This is a genomic window from Emticicia sp. SJ17W-69, from assembly GCF_051209875.1.
Classification (GTDB): Bacteria; Bacteroidota; Bacteroidia; order Cytophagales; family Spirosomataceae; genus Emticicia.
In genome coordinates this window covers 291175-305166 of sequence record NZ_JBNTQY010000001.1, presented here as the reverse complement: position 1 = coordinate 305166, position 13992 = coordinate 291175, and the positions used below count along the sequence as shown (strand labels likewise).

Below are 13992 nucleotides of genomic sequence, written 5' to 3'. Positions count from 1 at the left end.
CTTCACCGTTTTTTGTACAACAAATCAAAAACCATCATGCAAACCCTAAAACTATCTATCGAAAACCATATTTCTCATGTAACTATCAATCGCCCAGAAAAAGCCAATGCTTTGAACCAAACTGCTTGGGACGAAATAACTGAAGTTTTTGAATACCTTGATGAAAACCCAGAAGTGCGAGTGGTAGTTTTAGAAGGTGGTGAAAGCAAACACTTCTGTGCAGGAATTGATTTGAGCTTGCTGATGTCGGTTTCTCAAACAAATATTACTTGCGACGCACGTCGCCGTGAGCGAGTGCGAAAAGATGTTTTTCGCCTACAAGCTCCAATTAATGCCATTGAAAATTGCTCAAAACCAGTTTTAGCTGCTATTCATGGCGGTTGCATTGGTGGTGGAATCGACTTAGTTTGTGCTTGCGATATACGTTACTGCACCGATGATGCCTATTTTACCATTAAAGAAATTGATATGGGAATGGTGGCCGATTTAGGAACGTTGCAACGTTTACCAAAACTTATCGGGGATGGATTGGTGCGAGAAATGGCTTATACAGGCCGAAATGTAGAAGGAAAAGAAGCAGAAAAGATAGGAATCGTGAATCGTTCTTTTGAAAATAAAGCAAATATGATGGAAGAGATAATGAAAATAGCAACAATGATTGCTTCAAAATCGCCCTTATCAATTCGTGGAACAAAACATATTTTACTTCATACTCGTGACCATTCGGTAGCCGACGGACTCAATTATATGGCAACTTGGAATGCAGCCATGTTGCTTTCCAATGATTTGCAAGAAGCATTTACAGCTAAGATGCAAAAGAGAGATGCCAATTTTGAGAATTAATATTAGTCGATGGTCAATAGTCCGTAGTCGATAGTTATTTTAATTTTTTAGATTAACTGTTTGATTATCAACTTATTACTTCTAAAAAAACTATGGTATATCGTCTATTGACCATCGACTAATATTATCAATTCGTAGGCAAAACTACTCTTTTCACTGTTCCGTCTTCGCCTTGCGTAATCATTACGAAGATTGTACCTTTTTGTTTGCCAATATTGATTTGTCCTACGTATTCGCCCGAAAAGTCTTTGATTTCTTCTTTAGCTACTACACTTCCTTTTACATCTAATACTTTTATGCTTACATCGCCCTTTTGTGGAGCATTGAATCTCACATTCAAAATTTCGGTTTTAGGATTATTTGGGAAAACCTCTACTCCACGAACAGTTTTAGCAGACGAGCCTCCATTATCATTAAAGAAAAATCCATCAGGAATTGTTCGGTATTCAAACTTTAAATCTTTACCAATATTTTTGAGGTTATCTTTTAGACTTTCCATGTTTCCATTCAATTCACGTGAAAAATCTTCACTATCAAAAAACTCACCTCCGTCTCTGCCATTTCTGCGATAAACTTTCACGCGTGGTTTGTCTCTAATGACAATTTCTTCATCACCATTATCATTATTGTAATTATAGTTACGTTCAATTCTTTTTTCACCTTTTTTATTGTCCGATTCATCTTCCACTTCGATTTTCATGCCTTGCACTTTACCTTTATTTTCTGCTAAAACCGAATCTTGGAATTTCTGAATCGCATCTTCTTTTTGTCCATCAGACATGCCAGAAGTATCAATAATTTTTTCATCAACTTTAGTTTTTCCATTAATTTCTTGCTCTATTCTGATACGAACCTTATCTTTTTTACCCTGAGAAAAAGACATAAAAGGCACCATTGCCAAAAGCCCCAAAACACTGACTTTCAAGCATTTACTTAAAGTAGCTCTCATAATTTTTGTTGTTTTTATTGAAAATTTACTAAAATGACGGTTGCACAAACAAAACGTTGCACAAACTTAGCGAAGTGGTAGCATATAGAGCGTTAAAAAGTCTTAAAATATGTTAAAATTCCTCAATTAGTCGCTTCGAGAATCCTCTTTGCAGTTGCGATAGGATTATTTTCATTTATTTCAAAAGTCTTTACTTTAGAAGGTTCTCTTTTAGAAAGTCCGTGTAGATAGGCCTTGTCGTAGTAAGTGAGGGCGATGTCTGTTCCTATTGAAAAATCGCCTTGAGCGAGAGCTTCAAGAGCAGCTTTGTGGTGTTGGCCACCGAGGCGTTTTAAGATTCTATCAGTAGCTGTTTTTAATTCTTCAAACGAAAATTGTGCATATTCATTCACCAAACGCTTGATTCGGATTTCTTTCTGCACATCAATAAAAGCAACATTTGCTACTCGCATTTGCTGCCAAAGTCCATCTGGAATATTGCAGCAACCAATATTTCGGCTTTCATCTTCGACCCAAATACGACGATTTGTATCAAGCTTTGAAAATTTTTCATAAAGCATATTCTCAAAATGTTCGGTCATAGGTTGTGGAGCTTGTCCCAACATTCCAAATGAAGAGCCTTTGTGATTTGCCAAGCCCTCTAAATCTAAAATTTGTTCACCTTGCTTTTCTAATTCGTACAAAACCTCCGTTTTTCCGCTACCTGTTTTTCCACCTAAAACAATGATATTCAACGGCTTGCGAAATTCATCTAAAATATAATTTCGATATGCTTTGTACCCTCCTATCATGGTGGATACTTTCATTCCTGCCGAATTGAGCAAGGTTGCAAAGCTTCCACTTCTCATGCCCCCACGCCAGCAATGCACCAAAACTTCTTTATTAGGAGCAACTTTATTAGCTTTTTTAACAAATCCTGAAAGCTTTGGTCCTACAATATCTAATCCCATCAAAAAAGCTGATTCTTTTCCTACTTTTTTGTAGCGAGTGCCAACTTCGGCTCGTTCATGGTTTTCAAATAAAGGAATATTAACCGCACCAACGATATGCCCACGCTCATATTCACCTGGCGAACGAACGTCAATAATAGGCTGCGTTTTAGCCTTTTCAAGAAACTGCTCAACAGGAAGTGGTTTTATCATCTTTTTAGCTTTTGGCGATTAGCTGTTAGCAATTAGCATTTTTGTTAAATAAATTATTCAACTTCGAGAGGTATAAAAAGCTCTTATAGCCAAGAGCTAAACGCTAACAGCTAATAAGCTTTTTCACTCTAACTCTCGCAAATATAGCTGAATTGTATTTTCTAAACCTAAATAAAGTGCATCGCAAATAAGTGCGTGTCCGATAGAGACTTCGAGAAGATTAGGAATATTTTCTTTGAAATAACGCAAATTATCTAAACTCAAATCATGTCCTGCATTTACACCAAGTCCAACCTTCTGGGCAATTTTGGCAGCATGGGCGTAATTTTTGATGGCTTCTGCTTTATTTGTAAGGTAATCATGGGCATAACTTTCAGTATAAAGTTCGATTCTATCAGTACCTGTTTCGACAGCACCTTCGACCATTTCTTCGATAGGGTCAACGAAAATCGACACTCGACAACCTACGCTTTTGAAAGTTGCTACTAAATCTTTGAGTTGTTCTCGGTGCTTGATAGTATCCCAGCCAGCATTGGAAGTAATAGCATTAAGTGCGTCGGGGACAAGGGTAACTTGTGTAGGTTTGTTGGCAAGAACCAACTCAACGAATTTTTTTTCGGTCGGATTGCCTTCAATATTAAATTCGGTCGTAACTATTTCTTTCAAATCATATACATCACGGTAACGTATATGGCGTTCATCGGGGCGAGGATGAACAGTAATGCCCTCTGCCCCGAATTTTTCACAATCAATCGCAACCTGAACTACATTCGGCTGATTTCCTCCTCGTGAATTGCGTAAGGTCGCTATTTTGTTGATATTGACCGATAATTTTGTCATCATTTTGCTCTTTAATCTGTTTGGTAAGTATCAAACTTTTACCAAGTAAATAACGACTTCGAGAAACTGCATCGGCCTGCACAACCTTTAAATTATGGTTTACACACTTTACAAGTCTCTTTTGTTGGTAATAATAGCTATTTTCGCTTACTTTTACCAAATTTTTGTCGGCATTTGCATTAGCATCGCTTTGGTACTGAAATAACTGATTTGAAGCTAAAATGAGTTCCCCGTTTTTACCAAAATAATATTCGTGCCTAATTTTGCCCACTTCTCCGAAAGTTTCCGAAACGATTAACTCGATTCGGTTGTTCTGAAAGTAGGCGATTACAACATCATCAAAACGTTTGTCTGAAATTTGTCGGATGGTGTACTGTTGATTTTTAAGCTTTTGTTGAATTTCGGCATAACGCTTTTGAATCAAGTGAAATGAGCCACTTTTTTGAGGTGTGGCAAAAGCAGTTGAAAATAGCAGTAAAATACTGATAGCTGTTTGACTAAAGACACGCATGTTCGTATGGGTTGGTTATGTTTTATCATAGGCTTATCAAATGCTGTTCCAAAAATTATCAAGCGGATATAAAAAAGTTGAAATCGCAAATATTATAAAAATAGTACAATAAATAATTAAAATTATGTCATTAAAAACAGAGATTGATGCTCAAATTAAAGCAGCCATGCTTGCCCGTGAACAAGTAAGATTAATGGCTTTGCGAGACATCAAAAAATTCATTTTGTTGGAAGAAACCAAAGAAGGAAAAGCAGGTGAATTGACTTCGGATGAAGAGATGAAATTGCTTACAAAAGCAGCTAAACAAAGAAAAGATTCGGCAGATATTTATCGTCAACAAAATCGTCCTGACCTTTTAGAAAAAGAGCTGGCTGAGTTGGCTGTTATTGAGGAGTTTTTGCCAAAACAATTATCAGAAGACGATTTAAAAGCAAAATTACAAGAAATAATCGCTCGTGTAGGTGCTTCTGCCCCTTCTGATATGGGAAAAGTAATGGGTGTAGCTTCAAAAGAATTAGCAGGTCTTGCCGACGGAAAAGCAATTTCTGCTATGGTGAAGGCATTGTTGGCATAAGAGCAAATGACGAATTGAGAATGACGAGTTACGAATAACGAATGTAATTGACTGATAATTAAGCAATTGGTATTTAAAATATTCCTAACTCGTCATTCATAAATTTTTCCTCATCGCTACCATCCCTAAAAACTCAGATTTCATTTGTTCAAAATCTAAGCGAGCAGTTCCACAGATTTGAAAACCGAGACTTTGATAAAATTTGATTGCATCGTGACTACTATCCATTGCTTTGAGCCACGCATAATCTTTACTTTGCTGAACAGCCATTTCAATAGCAAATTCCATTAATTTTCTTCCAATACCCTTGCCTGTCACTTCTTTGGTAAGATAAATTCGTTCAATTTCAAAACCATTTCCTTCTTGTTCGGCTAATTGATTTTCGGGGCGAAGTTTCAAAAAACCTACTGGTTTTTCATGAAAGATTGCCATGAAAAAGAGATTTCTTTTATCAATAATTTCTTCTGATAGTTGTTGAATATTAAAACATTTATGAGCATACCAAGCCCCTTCATCATACCAAAGATGCTTGTAATGGTCAAAATATGCTTGGGTAGCTACTTCGACTAAAGTTTCGAGGTCGGCAAGTGTGATTGATTGAATTTCTAAGGTCATTTCAAGTTCTTTTTCATCGTAAAATCTGTCTGTACTTCTGTTCCCAATACAAACGTATGTTTGTCCAAAAACTCAAAACCCATTTTTTGGTAAAATTTAATGGCATTGGCATTGTTTTCCCAAACACCCAGCCAAATGATTTCAAAATTATTTTTGATTGACCAATCTATACAAAAGTGCATTAACTTTCTGCCAAGTTGCTGCCCTTGCAATGTTTTATCAACATAAAATCTTTCTATTTCAACCACATTTTCACCTTCTAAACCTTTGGTCGTGTGATTTTTTACAAGCTTTGCAAAAGCCACTATTTCTTGTTCGGATTCAATTATAAAATATTGGCTATCAGCATCTTGTAATTCTTTTTCAATTTGTTGCAATGCAAAATTTTTAGCAACATGTTGCTCCATGTTTTCAGGAGTATTATAAATTGTATATGTATCACGAAATGTTTTTTCGGAAAGTTGTCTTATCGCAGCCGCATCTTCAAATTTGGCTAATCTAAATTGAAAATTCATGTGTTAAAAAAATATTTTCTTTACAAGTTGTAAAACAAATGAAAACTTATTAGAAATAAAACAAGAAATTGAAAGTTCGCTAAAGTCCAATCTTATAAATCTCACAAATCTTTTTAATCATGCTGTAATTTTCTCTATCTTTGAAATATTACCCTAACACAAACTAATCTTACATTAAAATCTAATCTTACATTAAAAATGAGTAACTCAACCCCTTCGCAAAGGCTTTATTCGCTTGATGCCCTTCGTGGCTTTGATATGTTTTGGATTATGGGCGGTGAAGATTTCATTCATGAACTCATGAAAGCGAGCCAGCATCCAGCAGCCATTTGGATGGCAGCTCAACTCTCTCATGTTGCTTGGAATGGATTCCGATTTTACGACCTAATTTTCCCTCTTTTCTTATTTATTTCTGGTGTTTCTACACCTTATTCCGTTGGTAGAGAAGTAGATAAAGGCATAGAAAACAAGAAAATTTTACTCCGAATCATCAAAAGAGGACTTATTTTAGTGCTTTTAGGTATCATTTATAATAATGGTCTGCAATTAAAAGAACTTTCTCATATTCGCTTTCCAAGTGTATTAGGGAGAATCGGCTTGGCATATATGTTTGCTTGTATTATCTATCTATATGCGAGTCAACGCTTTCAATATGTATGGTTTGCTGGAATTTTGATTGGCTATTGGTTACTCTTGAAATTCAATGCTGCCCCTGGTTTTCCAGCAGGTGATTTGACGATGGCTGGTAATTTTGCTTCTTGGTTCGATCGTAGTGTTCTTCCTGGACGTTTACATTTAGTTATTCATGACCCAGAAGGCCTATGCTCTACCATTCCTGCAATATGTACAGGACTTTTAGGCATTTTTGCGGGAAATTTCTTGAAAAACAATACAGATAAAACTCCTACACAAAAAGCTGCTTTTATTGCTATTGGTGGCATTATTTGTTTGATTGTTGGTGGAACATGGGACATGTTTTTCCCTATCAACAAAAACCTTTGGACAAGTTCATTTATGCTTTACGCTGGTGGATGTAGCCTTATACTTTTAGCTATTTTCTATTTCATTATTGATGTGATGGAATACAAACGTTGGGCTTTTTTCTTTACCGTCATCGGTATGAATTCTATCTTAATCTATCTATCTGTTAAATTTATAGATTGGTACTATACAGCAGAGGGGCTTTTCCGTTGGCTTGGGCAACTTTTCGGTGAAAACTACTACGAAGTTGTGATTGTCGCCTGTGTTATTTTGGTTAAATGGTTGTTTTTAAGATTTATGTACCGTCATAAACTCTTTTTAAGAGTTTAGTAAATTTGTTATTGAATGATTACAAACTTTTTAGGCATATAAAACGTATTTATATAAAATGTTATGCCAATCATAAAAATTCGAAAACATGAAAATTACAAGTTTGCTAAGTATCATTCTTTTTACGGTGAGTAGTTGTTTTGCCGTAAATGCTCCCACTTCAACGGCCGAACCAATAAGCCATGAAATATGGAATGGTTTATTGAAAAAATATGTCGATGCCAAGGGCTCTGTTGACTATGCGGGTTTCAAGAAAGAACAAGCAGAATTGAGAAAATACCTCACTTTGATTGAGAACAATGCTCCTGGCGACAAATGGAGCAAAGAGGAAAAATTAGCCTATTGGATAAATGCTTATAATGCCTTCACTATTCAGTTGATTTTGGATAATACACAATACAAAATTAAAAGTATCAAAGATATTGGAGATAAAATCAAAATTCCATTTGTCAATACTCCTTGGGATGTAAAATTCATCAATATTGGTGGCAAAAAAATGGATTTGAATAATATCGAACATGGCATAATTCGCAAAGATTTCAACGAACCACGCATTCACTTTGCCTTAGTTTGTGCGGCAAAATCTTGTCCACCATTACGCAATGAGGCTTATGTGGCATCAAAATTAAACCAACAATTAGATGACCAAGGGGTAGATTTCATAAATGATTCGTATAAAAATCAAGTTTCTACCAAAGAAGCTAAACTTTCAAATATTTTCAATTGGTATGGTGGCGATTTTAAAGACAAAATGCCAATCATCGAATGGGTTAATAAATATGCGAAAGTAAAAGCCAGTAAGGATGCTAAGATTTCGCATTTAGATTATAATTGGGAGTTGAACGGAAAATATTAACCTCTTCCAAGCTATCTTAAGGGGGCAAAAAAAGCAGTTTCTCAATTGAGAAACTGCTTTTTGTTATTTTTCAAACCTACTTGGTGCTTGTCCTGTAAATTTTTTAAATGCCCGATTGAATGTTGCTTTTGAATTAAATCCACAATCGAAAGCAATTGCCAAAAGTGTATAATGCTGATTTTCAGACAGTTTGATTTGCTTTTTGAATTCTTCTACACGGTATTCATTCACAAAATCATTGAAATTTTTACCAAAATTTGAGTTAATTGCTGACGACAAGACTGATGTATTGGTTTTTAGTTTTAATGCTAAATCGCTCAAGGAAAGTTCTGGCTCAAGATAAAGTTTATCTTGCAGCATAATCTTTTCAATTTTGAGTTTCATTGCCAGTTGTTCTTCCTTCAAGTCAGTTGGTGTTTCAATCATATTTTGCATTTTTATTTCTTCTTGCAAAACACTTTTTGAATTATATGTTAAACGCAAAGGCTGGTGCTGTGCATAGCCTTTTATACCCACATAACAAATAATGACAACCGTAAATAAATGCCACCACCAATCTTTTTCAAAGGGCAAATCAATGATATAATCAGCAGCAAACCAGCACCATTTGAAAACCTCTCCAGCAATAATTAAATAAATAAAGTTTCGCAACCAAACGAAGCTAATTGTCTCAATATCAGAAAATTGTGTTTCTGTCCAACTACGATATTCTTTGTAAATACGAAGTGATTGGTAAAAATAATAGATATATGATGTCCAAATCGTTATGGTTTCCAGCCAACCCAACCAATTAGAAATCTCTGAACTTCTAAAATGATTTACAGCTACTTTTCCTTGAACGAAAACACAAAAATTGATTAGAAAATAGGTAAAATATGGTAAATAATGCAGAAAATAAATTCCTCTGAAACGAAAGTCTCGATTGATTTGAGCTTTCAAATAAAAGTAAATGGTTGGTGCAAAAGCCAAAGTAAAGTAGCGAGGAAAGCCTTCAAATTTTTCCCATAAAATATTTATTCCAGAAAAGCCAAACGTATAATCTTGGATTTCCATCGCCAAAAAAAACATGACAAAACCTAAGAATTTATCGGAAAGGCGTTCTTCATGCCAACCTCTATACCAAAGCAACACTGCAAAAAGTAATGCTAAAAAATAACCAAATTGTAACGGAGTGGTGTATAAAGACATATTTTAGAACTTGTTCTTTTTTTAAACTACTTGTCATCTCTTTTGTTTTGTTATTTACATTTTTCTCACTTCTCCGTTGCCGATTATTCCTGACATTGCTTCAATTTTTCCTGTACCAAATTGCATGACACTACAATTTCCAGCTCCATTGGCTGAAAGGGAAATTTGTACATTGACAGCTACATTACCATTGCCATAACTTTTTACTTTTGCTATTTTTGATACAAGGTTTTTAGCCCTTACTTCGCCATTTCCACTTTTTTTTATATCAAGTTCATCCACTACTCCTTGTAACGAGACATCACCATTACCATCGTTTTCTAACCTAAAATATCGTCCCAAAACTCCAGTAATGTTTACATTCGTATTGCCTCGGTGCTGAATTACTGATACTTCGGGCATTGTTACTCTAATTTTGATATGGGTATCTTCTAAATACAATTTTCCATTATAGTTTCCCGCCAAACGAATGACTAATTGTCCTTCGTTATCTTGCTTTTTTATTTCTAATCTTGGCTCTAAATTTTCGTCAATATCAACTTTGATAGAAAACGGCTTACCGATTTCTACCTCAATTCTCCCATCAAAATCTTCAAACGAAACTTTATCAAAACCTTTGATGTCGAAATTTCTCGATATTATTTTTCCTGTGCCTCTTAATGGGCCTTTTTGGGCGTAAGTTGCTATGCAAAATACGTTCAAAAGTGAGATGATTAATATTAACTTTTTCATATTTTTATTTTTTTTCAATATTGAAAATAGCATCGTAGTTAGTAACACCGTTTTCATTAAAAATAACTCTTCTATTTGGTTTATTTTGAAGTTCAAATTCTCCGTTTACTACAAACTTTACATCAATAAATTTATAGCCCGTCATTGCTGTAATGCTTATGGCGTAAAGACTATCTTTTTTGATAGGTTTCATTGCTAAATCATTATCCCAAGTAAGTGGTTTTCCTTCGCCACGTAAGCCTACGGTCTTTATATTTTTCAAATTGCTCACATCAAGCGTAAAAACTACTGTTCTTTTATACGATTTTTGTACACAACTCCATGTAAAAAACAGCAATATCCCGATTAAAACTTTATTTTTCATTTGCTTAAACTTTTAGTAATTATAAAATCAATCCCAAATCGACCAGAGCCTAAAATCATCGTATAAAGGCTTACCCAAAGAAAACCCGTTGCAGGAAGCATATTCCACATACCATTGCTAAATTGTTGCATAAAAACTGCCACGAGCATTGTACATAGAATCAAGAAAGAGGCGATACGAGTTTGAAAACCAAATAATAAAAATAATCCTCCAACAGCCTCACTAAATGCACCCATCCAAGCAAAAAAAGCAGGAAATAGTGCAAAAATGCCACCATAAGTAGATACATCATTTGGGAACCAAAAAGCTACTTCAAATAATCCAAGATTATTGTCGGGTGGCGACCATGGAAGCCCGAATTTAGCTGCACCGAAATTTGATGTTAGTAAATATCCACAGACTCCACGTGGAATCATTAATAAAAAGTCCTGTATCCAATGAGGCATTGGAATTGATTGTAATAGCTTTGTCATTTTTTAATATTTTTGATAATTTTAGTTCGATTTTGTAGTCAATTACAGGAGAGACTTATGATTAATCATTTCTTAGATTGATGGTTTTACCATTATCTTCATTTTTAAAAACCCAAAACGCTTTATCTTCTATTTTTTTTCCACTCATTACAGTATTTATTTGAGCTGAATTAGCCAAAAACAGCTCTGTACCTACCACGTCAGTAATTGTTTTTGTAGCGTATGGAGCTAATACGACTCCTTCAGTTGCATTATTGCTGCGGTCTTTTGTCCAATAGGTTACAAAAGTGTATTTCCGTGGTAAAATGCTATTATTTTTAAATGTGATAGTTACTTGCTTTTTAGGCTTATCTTGAGCAAAGATTACTGAAAAAGAAGTCAATGAAATGATTATAATTGCGATGATTGTTTTTTGCTTTTTCATGATTTTTTGTATGTGAAAATTAGTTTTTATACCCCATCGAAAGTCCTGTATCACCTTTCACAAGAAGCTCAACCACTGCTTGCTCATTTGCTTTATTTTCAATTCTTAAAGCTGTATTTTTTTCTACATTTACTTTTACAGTTTCATTGGGTTTTACTGTCAATGGTGAATGTTTTCCACCATCTATCGGAGTTCTCCAAATTTCCAAATTGCTGGTAGAGGCATTTTTAAGTCTTACCGAAAATTCTCCGTGTGTGTTGTTTCCCAAAACAAAACTTTCCTTTGATTTAATGTAAGTGGTTGAAGTTAGGCTTTTACAAGAAGTGAAAAATAAAGTAAAAGCAAGAGATGTTAATAATAGCTTTTTCATTTTGTATTGTTTTTGCAAAACGCTTCGGTGCGATTTGATGCGACAAAGTTGAAACAAAATAAAAAAAGGAGCGTTGCAGAAGATGATTTGAGACGTGTCAGATTATCATTTGGTACTAATAGAAGAACTTTAAAAGATAAAGTGCAAATATTGAGCCATGAGTTAGAATAGTATTTTTTTGTTATATTTTTTTACTATTTTAATAATTTACACATTTTTTATATTAAAACTTATTTTTTCTTAAAAAAACGCATTGTCGATTGATACGAAAAAGTACATTTGCACACTTTTTTACTAAATGTCGTTCAATAATGAGTCAAAATCATAAAAATCTTGACAAAGTAACTGCTGCTGGATTACTTATTACACTCGGTATTATTTTCGGAGATATCGGAACTTCACCACTTTATGTAATGCAAGCCATCATTGGCAAAGAAAAAATTGATGATGAAATAGTTTTTGGTTCGCTATCACTTATTTTCTGGACTCTTACGCTTCAAACAACTTTAAAATACGTATTCTTAATTTTAAGAGCTGATAATAATGGTGAAGGAGGGATTTTCGCTCTCTATGCACTTGTCAGAAGGCACGCAAAATGGTTGGTAATTCCAGCCATCATCGGAGGAAGTGCCTTACTTGCCGATGGAATTATTACACCACCAATTTCAGTTTCATCTGCCATTGAAGGTTTACAATTGGTTTACCCAGAAATAAAAACCATTCCTATTATTATTGGAATCATCACTACGCTATTTTTGGTACAAGCTTTTGGGACAAATGTGGTTGGAAAAGCATTTGGACCAATCATGTTTATTTGGTTTTCGATGCTTGCTATTTTGGGTATTCGTCAAATTATCAAAGAACCAGCTATTTTTAGTGCCATTAATCCTTACCATGCTTATCGCTTATTATTCTTCCATCATGACGGTTTTTGGTTATTAGGAGCAGTATTTCTTTGTACAACTGGAGCTGAGGCTTTATACTCCGATTTAGGCCACTGTGGGCGTGGGAATATCAGAATTAGCTGGGTTTTTGTAAAAATATGCCTACTTCTCAATTATTTTGGGCAAGGGGTTTGGGCAATTTCGATGCACGGGCAATATTTGGGTACTCGTAAACCATTTTACCAACTAATGCCTGATTGGTTTTTATTGATTGGTATTGGTATTGCAACAATGGCAACAATTATTGCCAGCCAAGCCTTGATTACTGGTTCTTATACACTCATTTCTGAAGCAATTCGCCTTACTTTTTGGCCAAAAGTTCGCTTGAAATACCCTTCCGATCATAAAGGTCAATTGTATATCAGAAGTATTAACTGGCTTTTGTGGGCTGGGTGTATTGGTGTTGTATTGTATTTCAAAGAATCAGCTAATATGGAAGCGGCTTATGGTTTGGCCATTACGCTTACAATGCTAATGACAACGATTTTAGCTGCTTACTACCTTTATACACACCGTTTCAATAAACTTTGGATTGTGGCGTTTTTGTCGGTTTATATACTTATTGAAGGAGCATTTTTGGCAGCAAATATGCTTAAATTTACACATGGCGGCTGGGTATCAGTGCTTATTGCTTCAATTATTGCATTGGTAATGGTGATTTGGTACAGGTCAAATATCATTAAAAACCGTTTGACTGAATTTGTAAAACTGGACAAGTATTTGGTTGGGTTGAAGGGATTGAGCATAGATGATTCAGTACAGAAATATGCTACGCACTTGGTTTATATGAGCAATGCTCATCGAGTAACAGAAATTGAGTCAAAAGTGATGTATTCTATTTTTGAAAAACGTCCAAAACGTGCTGATATTTATTGGTTTATTCATGTTGATATTACCGATGAACCTTATACAATGAAATATAAAGTCAACATCATTGAACCAGATGATGTTATAAAGGTAACTTTCAAACTGGGTTTTAGAGTTGAACAAAAAATCAACCTTTATTTCAAAAAAGTTATTGAAGAAATGGTAAAAAGAAAAGAGGTTGATATTAGAAGTAGATACGAATCATTACAAAAACAAAACGTAATTGGCGATTTTAGGTTTGTTGTATTAGAACGCTACTTATCTAACGAAAACAAACTTCCTTTCTGGGAACGCCTGACGATGGAGGCTTATTTCTTTATTAAAGGTTTTACAAATTCGGAAGATAAATGGTTTGGTTTAGATACAAGCAATGTTAAAGTAGAAAAAGTGCCACTTCTGCTTCGTCCAATTGATGATATTATTTTGGAAAGAGAAGATTGATCATTCAATAAACAATGAGCATATAAAAAACGG

The 13992-nt window shown here is 34.7% G+C and carries 17 protein-coding genes; 5 read left to right on the top strand and 12 right to left on the bottom strand.

The features are described 5' to 3' along the window. The first annotated feature begins 36 nt into the window (after positions 1-36). Positions 37-843, top strand: a complete 807-nt coding sequence (locus ACQUQZ_RS01305; RefSeq protein ID WP_435352814.1) for a crotonase/enoyl-CoA hydratase family protein — start codon at positions 37-39, stop codon at positions 841-843. Positions 844-970: 127 nt separating this feature from the next. Here the strand turns inward: ACQUQZ_RS01305 and ACQUQZ_RS01300 are convergent, their stop codons facing one another. From ACQUQZ_RS01300 to ACQUQZ_RS01285, 4 genes are all read right to left on the bottom strand, one after another. After that, positions 971-1792 (bottom strand): T9SS type A sorting domain-containing protein, encoded by an 822-nt coding sequence (locus tag ACQUQZ_RS01300; protein ID WP_435352812.1) that lies wholly within the window; start codon positions 1790-1792, stop codon positions 971-973. A 122-nt stretch (positions 1793-1914) separates the two neighbouring features. Then, positions 1915-2934, bottom strand: a complete 1020-nt coding sequence (gene mnmH, locus ACQUQZ_RS01295; RefSeq protein ID WP_435352810.1) for a tRNA 2-selenouridine(34) synthase MnmH — start codon at positions 2932-2934, stop codon at positions 1915-1917. A gap of 123 nt (positions 2935-3057) precedes the next feature. After that, on the bottom strand, positions 3058-3774 hold the full coding sequence (locus ACQUQZ_RS01290; RefSeq protein WP_435352809.1) for a pyridoxine 5'-phosphate synthase: 717 nt from the start codon (positions 3772-3774) through the stop codon (positions 3058-3060). Further along, the gene (locus ACQUQZ_RS01285) at positions 3683-4285 is read right to left on the bottom strand and encodes a hypothetical protein (protein ID WP_435352808.1); all 603 of its coding nucleotides are present in this window, start codon (positions 4283-4285) and stop codon (positions 3683-3685) included. Before ACQUQZ_RS01285 ends, ACQUQZ_RS01290 begins: the two co-directional genes overlap by 92 nt. Before the next feature lie 124 nt (positions 4286-4409). On the opposite strand from ACQUQZ_RS01285, the gene ACQUQZ_RS01280 reads away from it, so the two are divergent. After that, the gene (locus tag ACQUQZ_RS01280; RefSeq protein WP_435352807.1) at positions 4410-4859 is read left to right on the top strand and encodes a GatB/YqeY domain-containing protein; all 450 of its coding nucleotides are present in this window, start codon (positions 4410-4412) and stop codon (positions 4857-4859) included. Between the two features lie 96 nt (positions 4860-4955). Here the strand turns inward: ACQUQZ_RS01280 and ACQUQZ_RS01275 are convergent, their stop codons facing one another. Both ACQUQZ_RS01275 and ACQUQZ_RS01270 read right to left on the bottom strand, forming a co-directional pair. Further along, positions 4956-5474 carry a GNAT family N-acetyltransferase gene (locus ACQUQZ_RS01275; RefSeq protein WP_435352805.1) on the bottom strand — a complete coding sequence of 173 codons (519 nt, stop codon included), beginning with the start codon at positions 5472-5474 and terminating at the stop codon, positions 4956-4958. Next, positions 5471-5989, bottom strand: a complete 519-nt coding sequence (locus ACQUQZ_RS01270) for a GNAT family N-acetyltransferase (protein ID WP_435352804.1) — start codon at positions 5987-5989, stop codon at positions 5471-5473. The genes ACQUQZ_RS01275 and ACQUQZ_RS01270 overlap by 4 nt, the downstream gene beginning before the upstream one ends. A 198-nt stretch (positions 5990-6187) precedes the next feature. Here ACQUQZ_RS01270 and ACQUQZ_RS01265 point away from each other — a divergent pair, with 198 nt between their 5' ends. Both ACQUQZ_RS01265 and ACQUQZ_RS01260 read left to right on the top strand, forming a co-directional pair. Next, a complete protein-coding gene (locus ACQUQZ_RS01265) occupies positions 6188-7300 on the top strand; it encodes an acyltransferase family protein (RefSeq protein ID WP_435352803.1) in 1113 nt (370 codons plus the stop codon). A gap of 88 nt (positions 7301-7388) precedes the next feature. After that, a complete protein-coding gene (locus tag ACQUQZ_RS01260; protein WP_435352801.1) occupies positions 7389-8156 on the top strand; it encodes a DUF547 domain-containing protein in 768 nt (255 codons plus the stop codon). A gap of 63 nt (positions 8157-8219) precedes the next feature. Here ACQUQZ_RS01260 and ACQUQZ_RS01255 read toward each other — a convergent pair whose 3' ends face one another. The 6 genes from ACQUQZ_RS01255 to ACQUQZ_RS01230 all read right to left on the bottom strand — a co-directional run bounded on the left by ACQUQZ_RS01255 (position 8220) and on the right by ACQUQZ_RS01230 (position 11707). Next, positions 8220-9344, bottom strand: a complete 1125-nt coding sequence (locus ACQUQZ_RS01255; RefSeq protein ID WP_435352800.1) for a helix-turn-helix domain-containing protein — start codon at positions 9342-9344, stop codon at positions 8220-8222. Between the two features lie 54 nt (positions 9345-9398). Next, complete coding sequence (locus ACQUQZ_RS01250) at positions 9399-10076, bottom strand: GIN domain-containing protein (protein WP_435352799.1); 678 nt, start codon at positions 10074-10076, stop codon at positions 9399-9401. Positions 10077-10080: 4 nt separating this feature from the next. After that, positions 10081-10440, bottom strand: coding sequence for a hypothetical protein (locus ACQUQZ_RS01245; protein ID WP_435352798.1), 360 nt, complete (start codon positions 10438-10440; stop codon positions 10081-10083). Next, on the bottom strand, positions 10437-10913 hold the full coding sequence (locus ACQUQZ_RS01240; protein ID WP_435352796.1) for a DoxX family protein: 477 nt from the start codon (positions 10911-10913) through the stop codon (positions 10437-10439). The genes ACQUQZ_RS01245 and ACQUQZ_RS01240 overlap by 4 nt, the downstream gene beginning before the upstream one ends. A gap of 61 nt (positions 10914-10974) precedes the next feature. Then, positions 10975-11337 carry a hypothetical protein gene (locus ACQUQZ_RS01235; RefSeq protein WP_435352795.1) on the bottom strand — a complete coding sequence of 121 codons (363 nt, stop codon included), beginning with the start codon at positions 11335-11337 and terminating at the stop codon, positions 10975-10977. 19 nt (positions 11338-11356) lie between these two features. Beyond that, on the bottom strand, positions 11357-11707 hold the full coding sequence (locus tag ACQUQZ_RS01230) for a hypothetical protein (RefSeq protein ID WP_435352794.1): 351 nt from the start codon (positions 11705-11707) through the stop codon (positions 11357-11359). 311 nt (positions 11708-12018) lie between these two features. On the opposite strand from ACQUQZ_RS01230, the gene ACQUQZ_RS01225 reads away from it, so the two are divergent. Next, positions 12019-13959, top strand: a complete 1941-nt coding sequence (locus ACQUQZ_RS01225; RefSeq protein ID WP_435352793.1) for a KUP/HAK/KT family potassium transporter — start codon at positions 12019-12021, stop codon at positions 13957-13959. The last annotated feature ends 33 nt before the right edge of the window (positions 13960-13992 follow it).